This window comes from Bacillus sp. AK128, assembly GCF_053903075.1.
Window position 1 is genome coordinate 1,330,554 of the sequence record NZ_CP096379.1, and the last position, 22,595, is coordinate 1,353,148.

21 protein-coding genes are annotated in these 22,595 nt (G+C 37.8%); 18 read left to right on the top strand and 3 right to left on the bottom strand.

Annotated elements, in window-relative coordinates; all coding sequences use genetic code 11:
* Positions 1-67: 67 nt before the first annotated feature.
* Positions 68-766 carry a YetF domain-containing protein gene (locus M1D60_RS06385; protein ID WP_456278332.1) on the bottom strand — a complete coding sequence of 233 codons (699 nt, stop codon included), beginning with the start codon at positions 764-766 and terminating at the stop codon, positions 68-70.
* Positions 767-1,284: 518 nt separating this feature from the next.
* On the opposite strand from M1D60_RS06385, the gene accB reads away from it, so the two are divergent.
* The 14 genes from accB to spo0A all read left to right on the top strand — a co-directional run bounded on the left by accB (position 1,285) and on the right by spo0A (position 16,227).
* Complete coding sequence (gene accB / locus M1D60_RS06390) at positions 1,285-1,788, top strand: acetyl-CoA carboxylase biotin carboxyl carrier protein (protein WP_456278333.1); 504 nt, start codon at positions 1,285-1,287, stop codon at positions 1,786-1,788.
* A 15-nt stretch (positions 1,789-1,803) separates the two neighbouring features.
* Complete coding sequence (accC, locus tag M1D60_RS06395) at positions 1,804-3,153, top strand: acetyl-CoA carboxylase biotin carboxylase subunit (protein ID WP_456278334.1); 1,350 nt, start codon at positions 1,804-1,806, stop codon at positions 3,151-3,153.
* Between the two features lie 24 nt (positions 3,154-3,177).
* Entirely contained in the window at positions 3,178-3,585 is a 408-nt protein-coding gene (locus M1D60_RS06400; protein WP_456278335.1) for an Asp23/Gls24 family envelope stress response protein, read from the top strand.
* 604 nt (positions 3,586-4,189) lie between these two features.
* On the top strand, positions 4,190-4,585 hold the full coding sequence (gene nusB / locus M1D60_RS06405; protein ID WP_456278336.1) for a transcription antitermination factor NusB: 396 nt from the start codon (positions 4,190-4,192) through the stop codon (positions 4,583-4,585).
* Between the two features lie 22 nt (positions 4,586-4,607).
* Positions 4,608-5,963, top strand: coding sequence for an exodeoxyribonuclease VII large subunit (xseA, locus tag M1D60_RS06410; RefSeq protein WP_456278337.1), 1,356 nt, complete (start codon positions 4,608-4,610; stop codon positions 5,961-5,963).
* Positions 5,956-6,189, top strand: coding sequence for an exodeoxyribonuclease VII small subunit (locus M1D60_RS06415; RefSeq protein WP_456278338.1), 234 nt, complete (start codon positions 5,956-5,958; stop codon positions 6,187-6,189). Before xseA ends, M1D60_RS06415 begins: the two co-directional genes overlap by 8 nt.
* A gap of 47 nt (positions 6,190-6,236) precedes the next feature.
* A complete protein-coding gene (locus M1D60_RS06420) occupies positions 6,237-7,085 on the top strand; it encodes a polyprenyl synthetase family protein (protein WP_456279369.1) in 849 nt (282 codons plus the stop codon).
* Between the two features lie 728 nt (positions 7,086-7,813).
* On the top strand, positions 7,814-8,425 hold the full coding sequence (locus tag M1D60_RS06425; protein ID WP_456278339.1) for a hypothetical protein: 612 nt from the start codon (positions 7,814-7,816) through the stop codon (positions 8,423-8,425).
* 10 nt (positions 8,426-8,435) lie between these two features.
* Entirely contained in the window at positions 8,436-10,328 is a 1,893-nt protein-coding gene (gene dxs, locus M1D60_RS06430; RefSeq protein WP_456278340.1) for a 1-deoxy-D-xylulose-5-phosphate synthase, read from the top strand.
* Positions 10,329-10,333: 5 nt separating this feature from the next.
* The gene (locus M1D60_RS06435; protein ID WP_456278341.1) at positions 10,334-11,185 is read left to right on the top strand and encodes a TlyA family RNA methyltransferase; all 852 of its coding nucleotides are present in this window, start codon (positions 10,334-10,336) and stop codon (positions 11,183-11,185) included.
* A 191-nt stretch (positions 11,186-11,376) separates the two neighbouring features.
* On the top strand, positions 11,377-11,826 hold the full coding sequence (gene ahrC / locus M1D60_RS06440; protein ID WP_456278342.1) for a transcriptional regulator AhrC/ArgR: 450 nt from the start codon (positions 11,377-11,379) through the stop codon (positions 11,824-11,826).
* 87 nt (positions 11,827-11,913) lie between these two features.
* Positions 11,914-13,644, top strand: coding sequence for a DNA repair protein RecN (recN, locus tag M1D60_RS06445; RefSeq protein WP_456278343.1), 1,731 nt, complete (start codon positions 11,914-11,916; stop codon positions 13,642-13,644).
* Between the two features lie 125 nt (positions 13,645-13,769).
* Complete coding sequence (spoIVB, locus tag M1D60_RS06450; protein ID WP_456278344.1) at positions 13,770-15,065, top strand: SpoIVB peptidase; 1,296 nt, start codon at positions 13,770-13,772, stop codon at positions 15,063-15,065.
* 370 nt (positions 15,066-15,435) lie between these two features.
* On the top strand, positions 15,436-16,227 hold the full coding sequence (spo0A, locus tag M1D60_RS06455; protein ID WP_456278345.1) for a sporulation transcription factor Spo0A: 792 nt from the start codon (positions 15,436-15,438) through the stop codon (positions 16,225-16,227).
* A 116-nt stretch (positions 16,228-16,343) separates the two neighbouring features.
* Here spo0A and M1D60_RS06460 read toward each other — a convergent pair whose 3' ends face one another.
* Positions 16,344-16,490, bottom strand: coding sequence for a YycC family protein (locus M1D60_RS06460; protein WP_456278346.1), 147 nt, complete (start codon positions 16,488-16,490; stop codon positions 16,344-16,346).
* Positions 16,491-16,768: 278 nt separating this feature from the next.
* On the opposite strand from M1D60_RS06460, the gene M1D60_RS06465 reads away from it, so the two are divergent.
* Entirely contained in the window at positions 16,769-17,497 is a 729-nt protein-coding gene (locus tag M1D60_RS06465) for a glycerophosphodiester phosphodiesterase (protein ID WP_456278347.1), read from the top strand.
* Positions 17,498-17,532: 35 nt separating this feature from the next.
* Here the strand turns inward: M1D60_RS06465 and M1D60_RS06470 are convergent, their stop codons facing one another.
* Positions 17,533-17,772, bottom strand: coding sequence for a DUF2627 domain-containing protein (locus M1D60_RS06470; protein ID WP_456278348.1), 240 nt, complete (start codon positions 17,770-17,772; stop codon positions 17,533-17,535).
* A 141-nt stretch (positions 17,773-17,913) separates the two neighbouring features.
* On the opposite strand from M1D60_RS06470, the gene M1D60_RS06475 reads away from it, so the two are divergent.
* From M1D60_RS06475 to bcd, 3 genes are all read left to right on the top strand, one after another.
* A complete protein-coding gene (locus tag M1D60_RS06475) occupies positions 17,914-19,965 on the top strand; it encodes a sigma 54-interacting transcriptional regulator (protein WP_456278349.1) in 2,052 nt (683 codons plus the stop codon).
* A gap of 184 nt (positions 19,966-20,149) precedes the next feature.
* Entirely contained in the window at positions 20,150-21,052 is a 903-nt protein-coding gene (gene yqiS, locus M1D60_RS06480; protein ID WP_456278350.1) for a phosphate butyryltransferase, read from the top strand.
* Between the two features lie 371 nt (positions 21,053-21,423).
* Entirely contained in the window at positions 21,424-22,527 is a 1,104-nt protein-coding gene (gene bcd / locus M1D60_RS06485; protein WP_456278351.1) for a branched-chain amino acid dehydrogenase, read from the top strand.
* Positions 22,528-22,595 lie beyond the last annotated feature (68 nt).

Sequence of the window (22,595 nt, forward strand, 5' to 3'; positions counted from 1 at the left end):
TGGCCAAAAAACCAGTAGGTATTTTGTTTGTTTACTATGCCATTTCACCTCGTTTGCTGGTAAAGATTTAATGAACAACATCATCACGTTCATCAACATATAATGAGCCATCCTGCTGTACCTCCGCATAAAAAACATCTGAAACGGATTGAATTCCAGAGCTTTTTAACTGCTGGCTAAGCCAATGCTGATCAAGATTTAACTTACTAAGATTTTGTTGATTAATCTCGCCGTCAAATATTACTCCTGTTGCAAGCGGATATTTTGTCTGCATTTTCGTATTATTTCCCATATCACTTTTAGTTAAAGGCTGTTTTGGTTGAGTTTTCATAACTGAGAGTGTTCCATCCGTTTCAAAAATAGCATATTCAACATCCGTTAATGAGAAGACATTTTTCTTACGAAGCATAACTGTTAACTCATCGAGATCTAAACGGACTTCTCGAAGTACTCCCTCCAAGATTTTTCCTTGTTTAATAACAATCTTGGGTACTCCTTCAATAACCTTGCGGGCCTTTTTTGATTTAATATCGATTATTCCCATGGCTAATGTTAGGAGTCCCCAACCTACTATGGCTAGAACACCATTTCGTATACTAAACGCATTACTAGTAACTAGAGCCCCCCCAATTGTCCCAATCGTGATGGCCGAAACAAAGTTGAAAAAGGTCATTTGACTAATTTCTTTTCTTCCAGTTACTCTAGTAACAAGTAATAAGATTGAAAATGCCAATATCATTCTTATAGCTAACTCTGCAATACTCAAGAAGGACACTCCTTTGAAGTTAATACTGTCTATAGTATTACAAAGGAGTTGAAGTTTTATTAATTATTAACCAACATAAAAGAGATATTACTCGTAAGCTGATAGATTTGTTGAGTGTTTGCAATTGCACTCAATGGATACAATTTCAATTAAAAAAATTGTAAAAAAGCATCACAAAACAAGAAAACAGTCTTTATATATTAAAATAATGTTTCTACTTGACTAGTAAGATGGGGAAATAAAAGGTATGGAATTTGGTTGTCTAATCCTAAGGGAATTATGATATACCAATAAAGTAAAAATAGTAAATCGATGGTAAAATCTATGATAATGATTTTTATATGAAAACTAGCTTTCGTAAAAAAAAGGATATTTCGGTAGCATTTTACTATCGTTTTCTTATAGAATACAGATAAGGACAAACTTTTAGGAGTAGACTATAATTTCTCATCTTAAAAGGATTGTATGACTTAAAAATTATTATCCTGAATAAAGTATTAGGGTAAAGGAGAGTTATCATGTTAAAAATCCAAGAAATCCGTGAATTAATAAAATTGATTGATCAAACTTCAATCGACGAATTTAGTTATGAGCATGACGGCTCAAAGATTAAGATGAAAAAACATCAAAACGAAACAACGGTTGTTAGCCATACCCCAAGTGTTGAGCAAGTCGTTCAACCTGTAGCTCCTGTTCAACCTACTACGCAGTCAGCAACCTCAGCTGAAGCTGTTACTGCACCGAAGGTAGAAGAGGCTGTGACTTCTAAAGTGGTGGATGAAAGCTTACATAAAATTGTTTCACCAATGGTAGGAACCTTCTATGCTGCACCAAATCCAGAGTCTGGTCCATTCGTTAAAGTAGGCGACAAAGTAGGTAAAGATAGTGTTGTATGTATTGTGGAAGCAATGAAGCTCTTTAATGAAATCGAAGCAGAAGTAACTGGAGAAATCGTAGAAATATTAGTTGAAAACGGACAACTTGTTGAGTATGGTCAACCAATGTTTCTGGTAAAATCGTAGTAGGGAGCGTTTTTAATGATAAAAAAGTTATTAATTGCAAATCGGGGAGAAATAGCGGTTCGTATTATTCGAGCATGCCGTGAGTTAGAGATTGAAACAGTCGCTGTATTCTCAGAAGCTGACCGAGAAGCTTTACACGTCCAGCTTGCAGATGAAGCCTATTGTATTGGTCCTACGCCATCAAAGGAAAGCTACTTAAATATAACGAATATTATCAGTGTTGCTACATTAACAGGCTGTGATGCGATTCATCCTGGCTATGGATTTTTAGCAGAAAATGCAGACTTCGCAGAGATTTGTAGAGAATGTAATATTATATTTGTAGGGCCAAGTCCAGAAGCTATTACAAAGATGGGGACAAAGGATATTGCAAGGGAAACTATGCGAGAAGCGGGTGTTCCAATTGTACCTGGTTCAAAAGGAATCATTAAGGATGAAGAGGAAGCGATTAATCTCGCCAATGATATGGGGTATCCGGTCATCATCAAAGCTACAGCTGGTGGTGGTGGAAAAGGGATTCGTGTTGCTAAAAATGAGCAAGAATTAGTAAAAGGTCTACGGATTACACAGCAAGAAGCTGCTACGGCATTTGGTAATCCTGGAGTCTATATTGAAAAGTATATTGAAGACTTCCGACATGTAGAAATTCAGGTATTAGCCGATAGTCATGGGAATGTCATTCATTTAGGTGAACGTGATTGTTCGATCCAGCGCCGATTACAAAAGCTTGTTGAAGAAACTCCTTCACCTGCCTTAAGTAGTGAAGTGAGAGAACAAATGGGTGACGCTGCAGTAAAAGCAGCGGAAGCAGTTAATTACACAGGTGCGGGTACTATTGAGTTTATCTTTGATCACCATAAACAAAATTTTTATTTTATGGAAATGAATACTAGAATTCAAGTAGAGCATCCTGTTACTGAAATGGTAACGGGAATTGATTTAATCAAAGAAATGATTAAAGTTGCTTCAGGTGAAGTGCTTTCTGTTAAACAAGAGGACGTTACGTTTAATGGGTGGGCAATCGAATGTAGGATCAATGCCGAAAATCCTGCTAAGAATTTCATGCCTTCAGCTGGTAAAATTGAAATGTATTTACCCCCTGGTGGACTCGGTGTTAGAGTAGATTCGGCAGCTTATCCAGGTTATACGATTCCTCCTTATTATGATTCTATGATTGCAAAGCTGATTACGTATGGTGCAACAAGGAAAGAAGCGATTGCTCGTATGAAGCGCGCATTAGGAGAGTTCGTTATCGAAGGAATCCATACAACCATTCCATTCCACTTACAGCTCATGGACCATGAAAAGTTTGTAGAAGGTGACTTCAATACAAAGTTTTTAGAAATATATGAAGTCATGAAATAGTAAATTAAAATAGGAGGTGCCAATATGAGTGACAACAAGGTACTAGAAATGAATCAAGAATATACAAGCCTAGGTAAAGTTGAAATTGCACCTGAGGTTATTGAAGTAATCGCAAGTATTGCTTCGTCAGAGGTAGAAGGAGTTGCTTCTATGAGAGGTAATTTTGCTTCTGGAGTTGTGGAAAGATTAGGGAAAAAGAATCACGGTAAGGGTGTTAAAGTAGAATTAACTGATGAAGGAATTACCCTTGATGTATACGTTACAATGAATTTTGGAGTATCAATCCCTAAAGTAGCAAAGAACATCCAGGACAATGTACGTCAAACATTATCAACTATGACAGCGTTAGAAATTGACGAGGTAAATATTCATGTTGTAGGTGTTCAGTTTGAAAACCAAAAACATGAAGTAGAAATTGAGCAAGAAATGTAGTAGCTATTTCTAATTAGGCTGGGACATAAGTATTTCAGCCTGTCATAAACCCGAACTAATAGGTGATATTTTGATGTATCTTTCACCTACTAGTTCGGGTTTTTATTTCTTTCAATTGATATGTTGTTTTTGCATACTATTTTTAAAAACTAGTGGAATGGAGTGGAAGACACTCGACTCCTGCGGGAGGTAGAGGAAAGGCTGAGACCCCGCAGGCGTAGCCGAGGAGGCTCAGATTCCTCCCCGCGGAAAGCGAGTGTCTGGAGCGAAATGGAACAACCTTGTCCTTACAGCTTAACTGGTTAATCAGTAACAAAGTAAACGAAAACAGTATTATATTTGATAGGTAGACTAATTCTGATACTATTTGTCTTTAGACTGGTGTATTAGGTTTTGTTACAGCCTTTTCTCCTTTATGGAAGCCCCCACTTCCTTATACCTTTCAACTTTTTAATGTTCACTTCCCTCATGTATAATAAGAGTAAAATAATTTCAAACCAGTCCGTAAAAACTAAAGATAAGTGAAATCTTCTAGGGATAAAAGCAAACTTGTGTTATGATTTCTTGTAGAAAAAAATGGAGTTAATTAAAGGAGTAATGAATTATGAATAGAAGACAAGCAAGAGAGAAAGCACTTCAAGTCCTTTTTCAGTTAGATCTGAACGAACAAGCACCTCAGGCAGCAATTGCTCATGTATTGGAAGAGGAAGACACCAATTCTTTTTTAGAGGAGCTTGTCTTTGGGACAACCTCTCATCAGGAAGACATCGACACGATCTTAAAAAGTAATTTAGAGAATTGGACCATAGAGAGAATCGGAAATGTAGACAGAGCAATCCTTCGCTTAGCGATTTATGAAATGAAACACGAACCGACGATCCCAATGAATGTTAGTATGAATGAAGCAATCGAACTGGCTAAGGTGTTCGGAGATGACGATTCAAGTAAATTTATAAATAGCGTATTATCAAAGGTAAAGGACCAGTTACCTGCAAAATAAGACGTTGATGAGGGGGAGGACAATGTCTGAAATCCGGTATTTAACCGTGACTGCACTAACTAAATACATAAAAAAGAAATTCGATGTGGATCCACATATGCAGACTGTCTTATTAAAAGGAGAAATTTCAAATTTTAAACAGCATAGTCGAGGACATATGTATTTTACCATTAAGGATGAAAATGCCAGGATACAGGCGGTCATGTTTTCTACGAATAACCGGTTCATAAAATTTAAACCTGAAGATGGAATGAAGGTTTTAATCAAGGGTGAAATATCGGTATACGAACCGAATGGGAATTATCAGCTTTATGTGACTGAAATGGAACCAGATGGTATTGGCAGTTTATTCTTAGCTTATGAGGAACTTAAAAAAAGACTGGAACTAGAAGGATTATTCTCACCTGCGCATAAAAAAGCTATTCCTAAATACCCCAACCGAATAGGTGTTATTACATCGCCAACAGGAGCCGCCATTCGAGATATCATTATTACCATTAAGAGAAGATATCCGATTGGTGAAATTATCATCCTCCCTACTTTAGTCCAAGGAGAGCATGCGGCACCTTCTATCGTTAAATCCATTCAAAAAGCAAATAAGTTTGGAGATTTAGATGTTCTAATCGTTGGTCGTGGTGGAGGTTCAATTGAAGAGTTATGGGCTTTTAATGAAGAGTCTGTAGCACGTGCCATATTTGAATCAGCTATACCTATCATTTCTGCAGTTGGCCATGAGACGGATTTCACCATTGCCGATTTTGTTGCTGATTTGAGAGCCCCGACACCAACCGGTGCAGCAGAATTAGCCGTTCCCCATATCGAAGAATTAATGGAGAGAATCAATCAACGGCGTAATCGATTAACTCGTGCAATGAAGGAAAAGCTTGTCGGGGAGCAAAAACGGTTGACCAATATCCAAAAATCCTATGCTTTTCGGTATCCCAAGCAACTTTATAGTCAAAAAGAGCAGCAACTAGACAGATTGATTGATGCTCTCCAAAGGGAAAGCATTCGATTTATTGAGCAAAGGAAAAATCAGCTTGAGAAGGTAAGCGCAAAACTAGTCAAGCACCACCCTGCTTCGCAAGTAAAGCTTCAATCTGAAAGACATATTAGACTAGACAAAGAACTCCAAAAAATAATGTCTGGAGTTCTTGAGAAAAAAGAACAGCAATTTTCATTTTTTATTTCAAAACTACAGGCATTAAGCCCATTACGAATTATGGACCGTGGTTATAGTATTGTTTATAGTAAAGACCAACAGATTGTTAAAACAACCGACCAAGTCACTAAAGGGGACCAGCTAAACGTAAGGCTGAAGGATGGAACCCTAAATGTTGAGGTTAAAGGGTTAGAGGGGGAGAAGGGAAATGAGTAAGGAAAATAAGATGTCCTTTGAAGAAGCAATGGAAAAGCTTGAAGAGCTTGTAGACAAGCTAGAAGAAGGGGATGTGCCATTAGAAAAAGCAATTGCTTATTTCCAAGATGGGATGGCACTCTCAAAGCTATGTCACGATAAGTTGAAAACTATAGAAAAGCAAATGGACAAGCTACTTCAGGATAATGGAGAGCTAAAGCCTATTGAAGTACAAGAGGAGGAATAAGATTGAACGAGAATAACTTTCAAACCTTCTCCGTTACATATAAAACGATGTTTGAAGAACGACTGACAACAGCACTAGCAAGGTTATCTGCGCCAACCAGCTTAGTGAAGGCAATGGATTATTCACTTCAAGCAGGAGGGAAACGGCTACGCCCATTATTATTATTTGCCACACTACGCGGTTTTGACAAAAATCCAGAAGTGGGAATACAGGCTGCTTTATCTTTAGAAATGGTTCATACCTACTCCTTAATTCATGATGACCTTCCTAGTATGGATGATGACGATCTCCGCCGAGGGAAACCAACCAATCATAAGGTATTTGGTGAAGCACATGCCATATTGGCTGGAGATGCTTTACTTACCTATAGCTTTCAAGCGATTGCTGAAATAGAACATCAGGAAATTACGGCCGAGATGAAACTGCGATTAGTTAAAGAGTTATCTCGAGCAGCAGGACCAGAGGGAATGGTTGGAGGACAGGTTGCGGACTTAGAGGGTGAAAATAAAAGCTTATCTATTACTGAATTAGAATATATTCATGAAAGAAAAACGGGAAAACTACTCGAGTATTCAATTATTGCAGGTGCCATTTTAGCAGATGCTGATGAGGAACAAATTAATCATTTAAGAAGTTTTTCGTACCATTTAGGACTAGCATTTCAAATCAGAGACGACATATTGGATATCGAGGGTACGGTTGAAGAAATTGGGAAACCCGTTGGTTCAGATGAATCCAATCATAAAAGTACATATCCGTCCGTACTAACTTTGGATGGAGCAAAGCAAAAATTAGCTCGACATATCACTCAAGCAAAAGAAGCGTTAGTTAAAACAAGCATGGATTATTCATACTTAGAGGAAATATGCAATCTTATTGCTGAACGGAAAAACTAAAGTGATTTACCATTAAAATAGGCGGTGTGTTTCGTTGAGCAATAAGCAATATTATGTTATAGTAAGCTTAGTATGGGGTGGTGCAGTATTCTAGTCAGTCTCCCGTTTCTGAAGGCGGGCCTAAAAATCCGCCAAAGGGCACATCGATGAAGTTCCTTGTGTCGGCTTGAGGCGCCCAGCCTTGGGTTGATGCTGGGAGTTAAGGATCAAGGGCGATCCACAATGGCATGTGGGCGTAGACCCTTCTTCCGCGGAGGACCATTCTTTTGAATAGAATAATAGTCTAGTTCAAAAATGGTTATAAACCTGTATTGTAGTTACATTATTAGCTACAAGCAGCGTAGCCTGCCTTGAGTGGTATTAGAGGGGATTATGGTTAAGTCAATTACCAAAATGGCCATTGGTAGTTGTACTAGTAGGTCTATATGAAATCTTTACTGCAAAAGAGGCTAGGGAATGTAAAGAGACTGCTCGAGGAAAACTCCTAGACTGTTCGAGTGTTGACAAGTAAAGGGGATTATAGTGCGGACTAAGTGGTAATCCAGTCTAGTAATTGGCGACAATACTAAGGTGGGTTTAAAGGGAAACCGCCAGAGTGGCAACATTCGGTACCTGCTTGGGAAAACCTACTGGACCTAAGCCGCAGTTTTTACTCTTTACTTGACCACTTCCTTTTATACATAATTAAGGGGAAATATATAATTTGTGTTAAAGGTGACGATGTTTTCATGAATGAGACATTACGTAAATCGATAAATTGGAGTTTAGGAATTGCCGTTATCACTTTTGTGCTAGCGGCTATTTTTTCTATCGTTTCAACTTATGCACTAGGCGGAGTTTCCTGGGCAATGGGTATGCTCATTGTTTTAATCATTGTATTTGTTGGGATTTTTTTTGACATGCTCGGTGTAGCAGCAACTGCAGCAGATGAGGTTCCATTTCATGCTATGGCTTCAGAGAGGGTTAAAGGTGCGAGACATTCTATACTAATTGTTAGAAATGCCGATCGCTTTGCAAGTTTTTGCAATGATGTAATTGGGGATATTTCTGGTATAATTAGTGGAACAGCCTCTGCTATAGTGGTAATTCAAGTGGCACTTGCACTGGATGCTGATGAAACGGGTCCTATCCAATTTACTATCTCTGTAATATTTACAAGTATTATTGCAGCATTAACAGTAGGTGGGAAAGCACTTGGGAAAACATTTGCTATACACTTCTCAACAAATATTGTCTATCAAGTAGGTAAATTGTTTTATTTTGCAGAAGATAAGTTAAAGCTGAAAGTATTGAATGATAAACGTGATAAAAAGAATAAGCAAAATACGAAACGAAAGTGAGTGATTCTAGTTGGATCTCACAACCATTAAAGACCCTTCCTTTTTAAAGGATTTATCAATAAATGAATTAGAGCAGCTAAGTTCAGAGATTCGTGACTTTTTGATTAACGTTACCTCCAGAACTGGTGGTCATATAGGTCCCAATTTAGGTGTGGTTGAATTAACAGTTGCCTTACATAAGGTGTTTAATAGTCCCAAAGATAAATTAATCTGGGATGTTGGACATCAGTCCTATGTTCATAAAATATTAACAGGACGTACAAGCCAATTTGAAACTTTAAAAAAATATAAAGGTTTATCTGGTTTTCCAAAACGTAATGAAAGTGATCATGATGTCTGGGAAACAGGCCATAGCTCAACCTCTTTGTCTGCTGCAATGGGAATGGCTGTTGCCAGAGATTTAAAAGGATCTGGTGAGTTTATCTTGCCTATTATTGGTGATGGTGCGTTAACAGGTGGAATGGCATTAGAGGCTTTAAATCATATAGGGCATGAGAAGACGGATATGATCGTGATTTTAAATGATAATGAAATGTCAATTGCCCCTAACGTTGGAGCCCTTCATAATATTTTAGGAAAGCTTAGAACAGCTGGGAAGTATCAGTGGGCAAAGGATGAGCTTGAATATATCTTGAAGAAAATACCTGCTGTAGGTGGAAAGCTAGCTGCAGCTGCAGAACGTATAAAAGATAGTATGAAATATCTATTGGTAACTGGTGTGTTCTTTGAGGAGTTAGGATATACGTATTTAGGTCCAGTCGATGGGCATAACTATGAAGATTTAATTGAGAATTTACTGTATGCAAAGAAAACAAAAGGCCCCGTTCTTGTTCATGTTATAACAAAAAAGGGGAAAGGCTACCATCCAGCTGAATCTGATCGAATCGGGACATGGCATGGACCAGGACCTTATAAAATCGAATCTGGTGACTTTATAAAGCCATCCAGTGCACCACCTGCTTGGAGTAAGGTAATTAGTGAAACAGTTAGAAAAATTGCACGAGACGATCAGCGTGTGGTTGCCATTACACCAGCTATGACTGTTGGCTCGAAGCTTGAAGGATTTGGTGAGGAATTCCCTGATCGACTGTTTGATGTGGGAATCGCTGAACAACATGCCGTAACCATGGCGGCTGGTCTTGCAACTCAAGGGATGAAACCTTACTTAGCAATTTATTCAACATTTCTTCAACGCGGTTACGATCAAGTAGTACATGATGTTTGCAGACAAAACTTGAATGTCTTCTTTGGAATTGATCGAGCTGGGCTAGTTGGTGCTGATGGGGAAACTCACCAAGGTGTGTTCGATATTTCCTTTATGCGTCACATTCCAAACCTTGTACTTATGATGCCAAAGGACGAAAACGAAGGACAGCATATGGTGTATACAGCGATTCAGTATGATCATGGGCCGATTGCACTCAGGTATCCAAGAGGAAATGGACTAGGCGTGACGATGGACGAGGAATTAAAAGCGATTCCAATTGGTTCTTGGGAAGTGTTGCAAGATGGCACAGATGTTGCTATTTTAACTTTTGGAACGACGATCCCTATGGCATTAGCCGCTGCTGAACAGTTGCAAGTAGAAGGAATCTCAGTAAAGGTTGTCAATGCAAGGTTCATTAAACCTTTTGATGAAGCGATGCTAACTAGTATATTTGAACAAGAGATGCCAGTGATCACAATTGAAGAATCAATGCTACAGGGTGGATTTGGTAGTGCCGTCTTAGAATATGCTCATGATCATGGTTTTTATCAAAGTAAGATAGATCGTGTTGGTATACCTGATCAGTTTGTCGAGCATGGAAGTGTCAATGAATTATTAGATGAAATTGACCTAAATGTTGCTGCTGTAGTAGCAAAAGCGAAGCGTATCACAAAACAGAAACAACAAAGGGTCTAACATATATGAGTAAAAAAGAACGAGTAGATATACTTTTAGTCGAAAGAGGTCTTATCGAAACTAGAGAAAAAGCAAAACGGGCGATTATGGCGGGTTTGGTTTATTCGAATGAGAATAGAATGGACAAACCCGGAGAAAAAGTTGATCGTGAGCTACCACTTGAGATTAAAGGAAAACTAATGCCTTACGTAAGTAGGGGGGGCTTTAAGTTAGAAAAAGCCTTAAAGGAATTTCAACTAACTGTCGAGCAAAAGAAGATCATAGATATTGGTTCTTCAACGGGTGGATTTACAGATTGTGCCCTACAAAACGGAGCTAAACTTTCATACGCAGTGGATGTAGGCTATAATCAGCTAGCTTGGAAATTGCGTCAGGATGAACGAGTTGTAGTAATGGAGAGAAGGAATTTTCGTTATGCAAAGCCAGAGGACTTTTCAGAAGGAATGCCTGAATTTGCAACCATCGATGTATCCTTTATCTCATTACGCATCATTCTACCTGTGTTAAAGACCATTTTAACTCCTGACAGTCATATTGTTGCGTTAGTAAAGCCTCAATTTGAAGCGGGACGTGAGCAGGTTGGAAAAAAGGGAATCGTCCGCGATCCAAGAGTGCATGAGCAAGTTCTTGAGGATATGATTTCATTCTCTATGAAAGAAGGATACTGTGTTAAAAATAGTACTTTTTCACCGATAACGGGTGGAGATGGTAATATTGAGTTTCTTCTTCACTTATTTTGGTCTGGTGAAGAAAATGGTGAAAATGACCTCGTTCAATCACCAAAACAAGTTGTTGCAATAGCTCATCAAGAATTGAAGCAACAAACAGCTCAAGTCGAAAGTGTCGAAACAGAATAATAAAAAGTACACTCAGTGAAAAAACTGGGTGTTTTCTTTTGTCTTTTTTCTGTGAAGTTTTTGGAAAAACAACTAAGATTGAAGGGCAGATTAAATAAAAACAGTATTCTTACATAAAATGATTGTACAAGCATCTATTCATCATATAACATAATTCATAGAGAGAGTTTGCCCAGGAAAGAGGTATAGAAGTGAATAAAGGTCAAAGACATATAAAAATCCGAGAAGTGATTACGTCCAATGAAATTGAAACACAGGATGAGCTTGTAGATTTATTAAAAGCAGAGGGTTTTAACGTAACACAAGCAACGGTTTCAAGAGATATAAAAGAATTACATCTTGTAAAGGTGCCAATGATTGATGGCCGATATAAATATAGCCTGCCTGCTGATCAACGCTTTAACCCTTTACAAAAGCTTAAAAGGGCTCTAATGGATGCATTTGTGAAAATTGATTCTGCAGGGCATATGCTTGTTATGAAAACGTTACCTGGAAACGCCAATGCAATAGGAGCGCTTATAGATAATTTAGATTGGGAAGAAATTTTAGGAACGATCTGTGGAGATGACACGATCTTAATTATTTGTAAGTCAGCAGAACAAACAGAAGATATTTCAAATCGATTTATCGAAATGCTCTAGGGTCGAGCTATAACTTATAGATTTGTAAAATACACAAATAAAAATTTTTATTAATCAAAGAAAAAGAAAATTAGAGGTGGATATTTTTTGCTAGCAGAATTATCAATCCGGAATTTCGCTATTATTGAGGAACTAACCATTTCCTTTCAAAAAGGATTGACCGTATTAACAGGTGAAACTGGAGCGGGGAAATCGATTGTCATTGATGCAATAGGTCTATTGGTCGGAGGGAGAGGCTCGTCTGAATTTGTCCGATTTGGTATGGAAAAAGCTGAGATAGAAGGCTTGTTTTTATTGGATGATGATGAGCATCCTTGTTATGAAAAGAGTAGGGAACTAGGAATCGATGTATCTGAAGGCAGTTTTGTTCTTAGGCGTGATATTTTAAAAAATGGGAAAAGTGTTTGCAGGGTTAATGGAAAGCTTGTAACCTTAGGAATTTTAAGAGAAATTGGGCAAACATTACTTGATATTCACGGACAACATGAGCATCAGCTATTAATGGATCAAGAGCATCATATCCATTTATTAGACCAATATGGTGAAGATCGCATCTTTCCTGCATTAGAGGAATATCAGGACCTATATAAGACGTTTCAAACACTAAATCAACAACTGAAAAATCTAACGGAAAATGAGCAGCAATTAGTTCATCGTTTAGATTTATTACAGTTTCAGTTGCATGAAATCAGCTCAGCTGAGCTAGAACCAGGTGAAGATGAAAGACTCTTTGAGGAGAAGTTGAAAATCTCAAACTTCGAGAAGATATATCAATCGATTAATACTGCCTATCATGCTTTACATGGTGATCAAAAAGGGTTAGATTGGGTCGGTCTTGCCATGAATCAGCTCGAAACTATTTCGAATATTGACCCTGAATATAAAACCTTATATGAGACGTTGTCATCTAGCTTTTATCAGATAGAGGACGTTACGTATTCACTTAGAGATCAGCTTGATGGATTAGAATATGATCCTAATCGTTTAAATGTCATTGAAGCAAGATTAAATGAAATCAATCAATTAAAGCGGAAATATGGACAGACGGTTGAGGATATTCTGATTTACGCAGCAAAAATTGAGGATGAAATCGATGAAATCGTTAATCGAGATTCACATATCAATAAAGTAAAAAAAGAGCTTAATCAAATTTCGAAGGATTTGTTAATAGAAGCTGAAAATATTTCAGAAATCCGGAAAGATAGCGCTAAGACATTAGAGAAAGCAATCCTTCAGGAATTAAAAGAACTGTTTATGGAAAAAGCTAATTTTAAGATTCAGTTTACTGAGAGGATGGGGACTCATGAGGACCCTGAATATAACGGTAAAAACATTAAGCTGCATAAAAGCGGCTTTGATGTCATTGAATTCTATATTTCGCCTAATCCTGGTGAACCGTTAAAGCCTCTTACGAAAATTGTATCTGGAGGAGAATTATCAAGGATTATGTTAGCACTAAAATCAATATTCTCTAAGCACCAAGGAGTCACTTCAATTATATTTGATGAGGTCGACACGGGTGTAAGTGGAAGGGTAGCTCAAGCTATTGCAGAAAAAATCCACAGGGTTTCTATAGAATCACAAGTTTTATGTATTTCACATCTACCACAAGTAGCAGCCATGGCTGATCAGCATTTATTTTTAGAAAAAACAACTAAAAATGAAAGAACAAAAACTTCTATAAAAAAACTTAATAATGAAGAACAAGTGAAAGAAGTAGCAAGAATGATATCTGGAATAGAAATTACAGAACTTACTATTCAACATGCAAAAGAGCTCTTAAGCCTTGCTACTCAGTCAAAAGGAAATATAATTTGAAATGCTATCCATAATGGGTAGCTTTTTTTGTCCATATGAGGTTATAAATGAGATGGTCTAAGGCAAAATTAAAGATGTAGCCAAACAAGTGGTATGGTGTGGGTAGGAGCGAGGAGAGTGAAAACATGACAACAGACACAATCAGAAAAATAATTGGCGCAATTCTCCTTGTTTCTTTAGTTGCGATGGGTTTTTCAGAATCAGTTCAGAACTATGTAGAGATACCAAAACAGCTTGTCTTATTTGAAAATCAAGAGGAGCACATATCGATTCCTGCTACAGCAACTGTAGAAACTTTTTCAACAGAACAGTTAAATACTGAACAAGAAGAAGAAGGTACGCTTTCCATTAACGGTATAGAAAGCGGGGAAAGTGATATGATTGTTGAAATGGCTGGCTTTCCAATTAAGAAGGTAGATGTAGAAATCCTATCTGATTTTAAAGTAATCCCTGGAGGACAGTCAATTGGAGTTAAGCTCAACTCTAAAGGGGTCTTAGTTGTAGGGCATCACCAGATAGAAACGGAAAAGGGAAAGCAATCTCCGGGAGAAATTGCTGGCGTTCAAGTGGGTGACATCATAAAGAAAATAAATGGCAAGACGATAGATAAAATGAGTGACGTCACACCGTTTGTACAAGAAGCTGGAAAGACTGGAGATCCTTTAAACTTAGTTGTGATTAGAGAAGAAAAAGAAATCGAAACAAAACTTATCCCTTTAAAGGATAAAAATGAACATTCATATCGAATTGGCTTGTATATCCGTGATTCAGCAGCGGGTATTGGAACAATGACTTTCTTTCATCCCGAATCAAAAAAGTATGGAGCACTCGGTCATGTCATTTCTGATATGGATACAAAAAAACCGATTGTTGTAGACGATGGGCAAATCATTAGATCGACAGTTACTTCTATTCAAAAGGGAGCAAATGGAACCCCTGGAGAAAAACACGCGAGATTTTCTTCAGAAAAAGAAGTTATTGGAGATATCTCCAGAAATAGTCCTTTTGGAATTTTTGGTGCTTTATCCAAAACCATGAAAAATGGAATTATGGACACGCCAATGCCAGTAGCTTTATCACATCAGGTAAAAGAAGGACCGGCGCAGATCTTAACAGTAGTTGATAATGACGAAGTTCAATTATTTGATATTGATATTGTAAGTACTGTTCCTCAAAAGTTTCCTGCCACAAAAGGAATGGTCATTAAAGTAACAGATCCCGAGCTCTTAGAAAAAACAGGTGGGATTGTTCAAGGTATGAGTGGGAGTCCCATTATACAGGACGGGAAATTAATTGGTGCAGTGACACATGTCTTTGTAAATGACCCAACCTCAGGATATGGTGTTCATATTGAATGGATGCTAAATGAAGCTGGATTAGATATATATGAAAAAGAAAGTGAAGAGAAAAAAGCGAGCTAATCCAGCTCGTTTTTTCTTCTATTTACAGAATTTTTATACTATAATAGAGTAAAGTAAAGATTTTTCGACAAAGATGATTTAAGTTTGACGTAATTAGTCGAAAAGAGAAGTAATGTGGAGAAAACGAAAGAAAAACAAAGATATTAACGATTTTTTTAAAAAAATAGAGGAAATTTAGTTGCGTTGTCGAAAACTTCATTTAGAATAGAATTAGAACTAATCATTATTACTATTTATTCCCTTGTACAATCGGCCGATGGAAAAGAAAAGTGTCAGTTAGAGGTTTATAAGGTTTGGTGGGTTTTCATCCATCGGTATACTTGTATAAAAAATACTTAACTCGTTGAAAAAGTACTGAGGAGGAAATGTGTTGAAAAAGATTAAGGTTTGTTTAGTGGATGATAATCGTGAGCTAATTGGATTATTGGAGGATTACGTATCAGCTCAGGAGGATATAGAGGTAATTGGTGTTGCTTATAATGGACAGGACTGCTTAAACCTTTTAGAAGATAAAGATCCGGATGTGTTAGTGTTAGATATTATTATGCCGCATTTAGACGGCTTAGCTGTGTTAGAAAGAATGCGCGAAATTAAAAAGGATAAGCAACCAAATGTCATTATGCTAACTGCGTTTGGTCAAGAGGATGTAACCAAGAAAGCGGTGGAACTAGGTGCTTCCTACTTCATTTTAAAGCCATTTGATATGGAGAATTTAACAAGCCATATTCGTCAGGTTAGTGGTAATGGTGTTTCACCTCTTAAGAGGATTTCCTCAAACAGTCTAAGATCTCAGGAATCCAATAAACCTAAGAACCTTGATGCAAGTATCACAAGTATTATCCATGAGATTGGGGTTCCTGCCCATATCAAAGGATACTTATATTTACGCGAAGCTATTTCGATGGTATACAATGATATTGAGTTACTTGGTTCGATTACAAAGGTTCTATACCCTGATATAGCCAAAAAGTTTAACACGACAGCAAGCCGTGTAGAGCGTGCTATTCGTCACGCTATTGAAGTAGCATGGAGTCGTGGAAATATTGATAGTATTTCAAGTCTGTTCGGTTATACAGTAAGTATGACAAAAGCAAAGCCGACTAATTCGGAGTTTATTGCAATGGTAGCTGATAAATTACGTTTAGAGCATAAAGCTTCATAATTAAAAAAAGCCCAATAAATCATTGATTTATTGGGCCTTTTAGTATAAAGGAGCCCATTTTACATAATAAAGCTCCACCAAAATTAAAACCTGATAAAGGGTTTTTTAGGTTTTAGTTATTTGTTTTCTTTTTGTTCAGTTTGTAATTCCATAAGCTTCTGGACTAGAATATGCTGTGGCATGTGCATGATCTGCTCAAGTGGGACTCCTAATTTTTCCGAAAGCTTAATGGCTGTGTCTGGTGAAATTTGTAAAGGTTTCATATGGTCTCCTCCTTACTATGTAGAATATAGTAAGAGAGGAGGATTCACAAGTGTTGAATTTTACTTAAAGTCTCTGTTAAAATTTGTTGTTGATTTTCGTTACAGGACACTCGCTTTCCACGGGGCGTGCGGTGAGCCTCCTCGGCTTACGCCTCCGGTGTCTCACCTGTCACGCTTCTCCCGTAGGAGTCTCGCGTCCTTCCACTTCAATCAACTGTGCTGAGAAATCAACACTGTACACTAACAGAGCCTACTTGAAAAAAATAAGGGGTGAGAGTTTGACTAACATATTTGGTCATAGAGGAGCCGCTGGAACTCATCCAGAAAACACCATGATCTCCTTCCAAGAGGTCGAAAGAGTGGGAGCATATGGAATTGAGCTGGATGTTCAATTGTCAAAGGACGGAGAAGTCGTAGTTATTCACGATGAAACATTGGAAAGGACAACAAATGGTCAAGGATGGGTAAAGGATCATACCTTACAAGAATTAAGAAGGCTTGATGCAAGCTATAAGTTTCCGCAATATGGTGTTTGTAAGATACCATCGTTGGATGAGGTCTTTAGTTGGGCTTTGTCTAACTCGCTTACGATTAATGTTGAATTAAAGAATTCATTAATCCCGTATGAACATCTCGAGCAAAAGGTCATTAAGCTTATTCGAAATTATCATTATGAGCATCGTGTTATTATTTCTTCTTTTAATCATTTTAGTTTGGTTGAATGTCATAAGTTAGCATCAGACCTTGAACTGGCGATTCTATATAGTGAGCCTTTATATGAGCCGTGGATTTATGCAAAAGAAGTGGGAGCTAGAGCCATTCATCCTAAGCATAAAGTTGCATCAGATTCCATTATTGGATTGTCTCAGGAGAATGGAATCGTAGTCCGTCCTTATACAGTGAATAAAGAGAAAGATATGAAACGACTGTTTTACGTGGCTAGTGCAGCCATTATCACTGATTTTCCTGAGAAAGCTATTCAATTAAGGAAGGAAATATTTAAATAAGGGAAAAAGAAATAAGCCTTGCTTCATCAGCAGGCTTATTTCTTTTGTGAAAAACGTTTTTGGATTTTATCTCTTTTTCGATCTCGATGAAAGATAAAACCACCTATTAAATACATTCCTCCTATTAGAAAAAGGACTCCTATTATAAATTGAAGCCAGAGTGCTGGAATAGGTGGTTGTAATATTCCAAAGGTCATATCTCTGATCAGCTTGATCCCTAAGACAGCAAGAGCGACAGGGATTATAACAATTAGTAGTGCGATTAATCGTTGCATAGCTTTAAACCCTCTCTTTATAAGCTATATCTATTATAGACTAAAAAAAGCTAACATGGTAATTATCAAATTGTCAAAACAAGATAAAGTGTGTAAAATAATAATAGTGTGCAATAATTTGCAGATGAGGTGCTCGAAGGTATGCAAAAAGTGTTAATAGTTGGTGCAGGAAAAGGTGGAACCTCTATTTTAAGATTGGTAAAAGAAACTGAAATAATGGAAATTGTTGCAGTGGTGGATATAAATCCTCATGCTCCTGGTTTACAGTATGCAAAGTCTCTAGGTATAACGGTGGGGAATAACTGGGAAGATTATTTGACAAAAGAAATAGATATTGTAATTGAGGCAACAGGAAAAGAAAGTACTTTTAAACAGATAAGAGAAAAAAGGAGTAAACATACGGTTCTGATTCCTGGATCTGTTGCGTACTTCATATCGGAATTGATGGAAGAGAAAGAAACGTTAATTAATGAATTAGTGAATCAATCTTATAAACATGATTTAATTTTTAATTCAACGCATGATGGTATGGTTGTTATTGATATTGATGAAAATATCATCCTTTTCAATCGTAGTGCAGAAAAGATGACGGGGAAGAAAAGTAAGGATGTTCTTGGCCAAAATGTTAGCCTTGTAATTGGGAATACACAACTACCTAGGGTATTGCATAGCCGAGAGGTTGAAAAAAATCATGAATTAATACTTGAAAACGGAAAGAAGATTATTACGACGAGAATTCCAATAGTGACTGAAACAGGAACTCTGCTTGGAGCCTTTGCTGTCTTTAAGGATATAACAGAAGTGGTCAATCTTGCTGAGGAACTGACAAATGTAAGAGAGATTCAAATCATGCTTGAAGCCGTTATTAATTCTTCAGAAGAGGCAATATCGGTTGTGGATGAAGAAGGAAAAGGAACCTTGATCAATCCAGCCTATACGAAGATTACTGGTCTAACAAAAGAAGAAATTGTTGGTAAGCCTGCAACTGCTGATATCTCAGAGGGAGAAAGTGTCCATATGCAGGTATTACAAACGAGGAGGCCTATTCGAGGAGCTAGAATGAAGGTAGGTCCTAATCATCGAGATGTTATTGTCAATGTAGCACCTATTATCGTGGATGGGAGACTAAAGGGGAGTGTTGGTGTCATCCATGATTTATCCGAAATCCAGTCCCTGACACAGGAATTAAAAAGGGCTAGACAAATCATTCGGACGCTAGAGGCAAAGTACTCGTTTGATGATATTATTGGTACTTCAGATGAGATGAAGTTTGCGGTAGAACAAGCAAAACTAGGTGCGAAAACCCCTGCAACTGTGTTGTTAAGAGGGGAGTCAGGAACAGGAAAAGAATTATTTGCTCACGCTATACATAATGGAAGTGACCGCAAATTTAATAAATTTGTAAGGGTAAATTGCGGAGCGATTTCAGAATCACTCTTGGAAAGTGAATTATTTGGTTATGAGGAAGGTGCATTTTCTGGAGCTAAACGTGGTGGGAAGAGAGGGTATTTTGAAGAAGCGAATAACGGGAGTATTTTCTTAGATGAAATCGGAGAGTTATCTTCAGCTATGCAGGTGAAATTGCTCCGTGTTCTACAAGAAAATGAAATTGTTAGAGTAGGTGGAACTAAACCAATAGCCATAAATGTTCGAATCATTGCAGCGACCAATCTAAATTTAGAAAAGGGAATTGCGAGTGGGACATTTAGAGAGGATTTATACTATCGTCTAAATCGATTACCTATTCAAATCCCTCCTCTAAGACAGAGGAAACAAGATATACCTCTCTTGTGTGAGTTCTTACTTCACAAGATCAACCGTGATTATGGAAGGATGATTGAGACAATTGATTCAGACGCCCTTCAATACCTTATCTCCTATAGTTGGCCTGGAAATGTAAGAGAGTTAGAAAATATATTAGGACGAGCAGTGATATACATGAAAAATTCAGAAACGGTAATTGGATTATCACATATTCCGAAATTAGAAATTAACAGACAATCTCTTGCTGATGATAGTGGAAGTAAGATAGTAGCCAAGCCGCTATCTGAAATGGTGGAAGAATATGAGGCGCGAGTATTAAAAGAGGTATTAAGGCAAAATAACGGAAATAAGACTGCAGCTGCAAAGCAGCTTAATATTTCACTTAGAAGTCTGTATTATAAACTTGAAAAATTCCAAGTTGTGCAATAATAAGCATGCAAAATATTGCGTAGTTTGCAATGTGTTGCAAGGTTGTAGAACAGGAAATACATTGTATAAAAGGATATAATAATTGGCATGATTCTTGCTTATTAATAAAATAGCTAATAAAAAAGATTAGTTAAAAGATTAAAATTTGAGAACAGAGCTGAATGGAAAAGGAGAAGAGTATCCAATGAAGCTAGAGACAATCGTAGAACAAGCAGCTCAATATGAAGGAAAGGTTGTAGCTGTTGCTGCTGCTGAAGATGAAGAAGTAATAGAAGCAATAGCCATTGCTATTTCAAGGAACTTAGCTTCTTTCCAATTGTATGGAAACGAGCAGGAGATCAAATCTCTCCTAGCACATAAAGGACTAGAACGTCACGAATCAATAAAGATTTTTCAGGCTAATACAAAAGAAAGAGCAGCAGAACTTGCTGTGAAAGCAGTAAGCTCACTAGATGCAGATGTTCTAATGAAGGGGAACCTTTCTACCTCCATCATTCTAAAAGCCATATTAAACAAAGATTTTGGTTTGAGAACTGGTAATGTTTTATCCCATGTCGCTGTATTTGAGGTACCGGGGTTTGATAAGTTTACAATCGTTACAGATGCAGGAATAAATATTGCGCCGGATCTTCAAGAAAAAGTTCAAATTGTTCAAAATGCTGTAATGATAGCTAAAGCTATTGGAATTAGTGAACCCAAGGTGGCCCCTTTAGCTGCTGTTGAGGTTGTCAATCCTAATATGCAAGCAACTCTTGATGGTGCTATCCTTTCGCAAATGCAAGCAAGGGGACAAATTAAAGGTTGTATTGTGGATGGCCCATTGGCGTTAGATAATGCAGTTTCACTTGATGCTGCGAAACATAAAGGTATTTCAAGTGATGTAGCAGGTCATGCTGATATTTTACTTGTTCCTACAATCGAAGTAGGAAATGTATTATATAAATCGCTTATTTACTTCGCTAAGGCTAAGGTTGGTGCAGTAATTGCTGGAGCTAAAGCTCCAATCGTGCTAACCTCAAGAGCAGATTCTGCTGAGAGTAAATTATATTCACTTGCCTTAGCCGTTTGTTCTACCACACATCGTTAATAATTAATAAAAAATGGCTTTGTTAATGTACAATGCTAATTTTCTAGCAGAGTTGATTGTAGTGGAAGGACGCGAGACTCCTGCGGGAGCAGCGTGACAAGTGAGACCCCGCAGGCGCATGCCGAGGCTAGCTGCAGTGCCCAGCCCCTCTGGGTCAAATAACCCTACATCAAGTAAAGGGAAAAAGCACCCTTTTCTTGATGTAGGAACATTTGCCGGTCGGGGCTACCCAAGGCACTTCCGCTTTTCAATGAGGAGGCTCACCGCACGCCCCGCGGAAAGCGAGTGTCCTGTAACGAAAATCAACAACGAAGTTTAACACAGCCTAAATAATAAACAATATACAGTTAACACTGGGGAGGATTTTACAAATGGAAATGTTTAAATATATGGAAACTTACGATTATGAGCAACTAGTTTTATGTCAGGATAAGGAATCCGGATTAAAAGCGATTATTTGTATTCATGACACAACCTTAGGACCTGCTCTTGGTGGTACAAGAATGTGGACGTATTCTTCTGAAGAAGCTGCTATTGAAGATGCTCTTCGACTTGCAAAAGGTATGACTTACAAAAATGCAGCTGCTGGATTAAACCTTGGAGGTGGGAAAACCGTCATTATCGGTGACCCACGCAAAGACAAGAATGAAGCATTGTTTAGAGCATTTGGACGCTATATACAGGGTTTAAATGGTCGCTACATAACGGCTGAGGATGTAGGTACAACTGTTGCTGATATGGATCTTATTCATGAGGAGACTGACTACGTGACTGGTATCTCTCCTGCATTTGGTTCATCAGGAAATCCTTCTCCTGTAACAGCCTACGGAGTATTCCGTGGTATGAAGGCAGCCGCAAAGGAAGCTTTCGGTTCTGATTCCCTTGAAGGAAAAGTGGTAGCGGTTCAAGGTGTTGGTAATGTAGCATATACCCTTTGTAAGTACCTTCATGAAGAGGGAGCGCAGCTAATTGTAACAGATATAAACAAAGAGGCTGTTGCAAGAGCGGTTGAGGCGTTTGGTGCAAGAGCAGTAGACCCTAATGAAATCTATTCAGTTGAGTGTGATATCTATGCTCCATGTGCACTTGGAGCTACAATCAATGATGAAACCATTCCTCAATTAAAGGCTAAGGTTGTAGCAGGGGCAGCTAATAATCAGCTAAAAGAAGTGAAACACGGTGACATCCTCCATGAGATGGGGATTGTATATGCACCTGATTACGTAATCAATGCTGGTGGTGTCATTAATGTGGCAGATGAATTATATGGCTACAATCGTGAAAGAGCAATGAAAAAAGTTGAAACGATTTATGCAAATATTGAAAGAGTCATTGATATATCAAAACGAGATGGGATTCCGACCTATGCAGCCGCTGACCGTCTAGCGGAAGAAAGAATAAATGCAATGAAGAACTCTAGAAGTCAATTTCTCCAAAATGGTCGTCATATTTTAAGTCGCCGACTTGGCCGTTAATTGGTTCATTAGTAATAAATAAGAGAGAAGTATAGGTATGAAGTTTCCAGTTCATACCTTACTGACCT

Bases quoted from the DNA above. Each gene is read 5' to 3' on its own strand.
- accB (WP_456278333.1), top strand. From the start codon at position 1,285: ATGTTAAAAATCCAAGAAATCCGTGAATTAATAAAATTGATTGATCAA.
- accC (WP_456278334.1), top strand. From the start codon at position 1,804: ATGATAAAAAAGTTATTAATTGCAAATCGGGGAGAAATAGCGGTTCGT.
- M1D60_RS06400 (WP_456278335.1), top strand. From the start codon at position 3,178: ATGAGTGACAACAAGGTACTAGAAATGAATCAAGAATATACAAGCCTA.
- nusB (WP_456278336.1), top strand. From the start codon at position 4,190: ATGAATAGAAGACAAGCAAGAGAGAAAGCACTTCAAGTCCTTTTTCAG.
- xseA (WP_456278337.1), top strand. From the start codon at position 4,608: ATGTCTGAAATCCGGTATTTAACCGTGACTGCACTAACTAAATACATA.
- M1D60_RS06415 (WP_456278338.1), top strand. From the start codon at position 5,956: ATGAGTAAGGAAAATAAGATGTCCTTTGAAGAAGCAATGGAAAAGCTT.
- M1D60_RS06420 (WP_456279369.1), top strand. From the start codon at position 6,237: ATGTTTGAAGAACGACTGACAACAGCACTAGCAAGGTTATCTGCGCCA.
- M1D60_RS06425 (WP_456278339.1), top strand. From the start codon at position 7,814: ATGAATGAGACATTACGTAAATCGATAAATTGGAGTTTAGGAATTGCC.
- M1D60_RS06435 (WP_456278341.1), top strand. From the start codon at position 10,334: ATGAGTAAAAAAGAACGAGTAGATATACTTTTAGTCGAAAGAGGTCTT.
- spoIVB (WP_456278344.1), top strand. From the start codon at position 13,770: ATGACAACAGACACAATCAGAAAAATAATTGGCGCAATTCTCCTTGTT.
- M1D60_RS06460 (WP_456278346.1), bottom strand. From the start codon at position 16,490: ATGAAACCTTTACAAATTTCACCAGACACAGCCATTAAGCTTTCGGAA.
- M1D60_RS06470 (WP_456278348.1), bottom strand. From the start codon at position 17,772: ATGCAACGATTAATCGCACTACTAATTGTTATAATCCCTGTCGCTCTT.
- M1D60_RS06475 (WP_456278349.1), top strand. From the start codon at position 17,914: ATGCAAAAAGTGTTAATAGTTGGTGCAGGAAAAGGTGGAACCTCTATT.
- yqiS (WP_456278350.1), top strand. From the start codon at position 20,150: ATGAAGCTAGAGACAATCGTAGAACAAGCAGCTCAATATGAAGGAAAG.
- bcd (WP_456278351.1), top strand. From the start codon at position 21,424: ATGGAAATGTTTAAATATATGGAAACTTACGATTATGAGCAACTAGTT.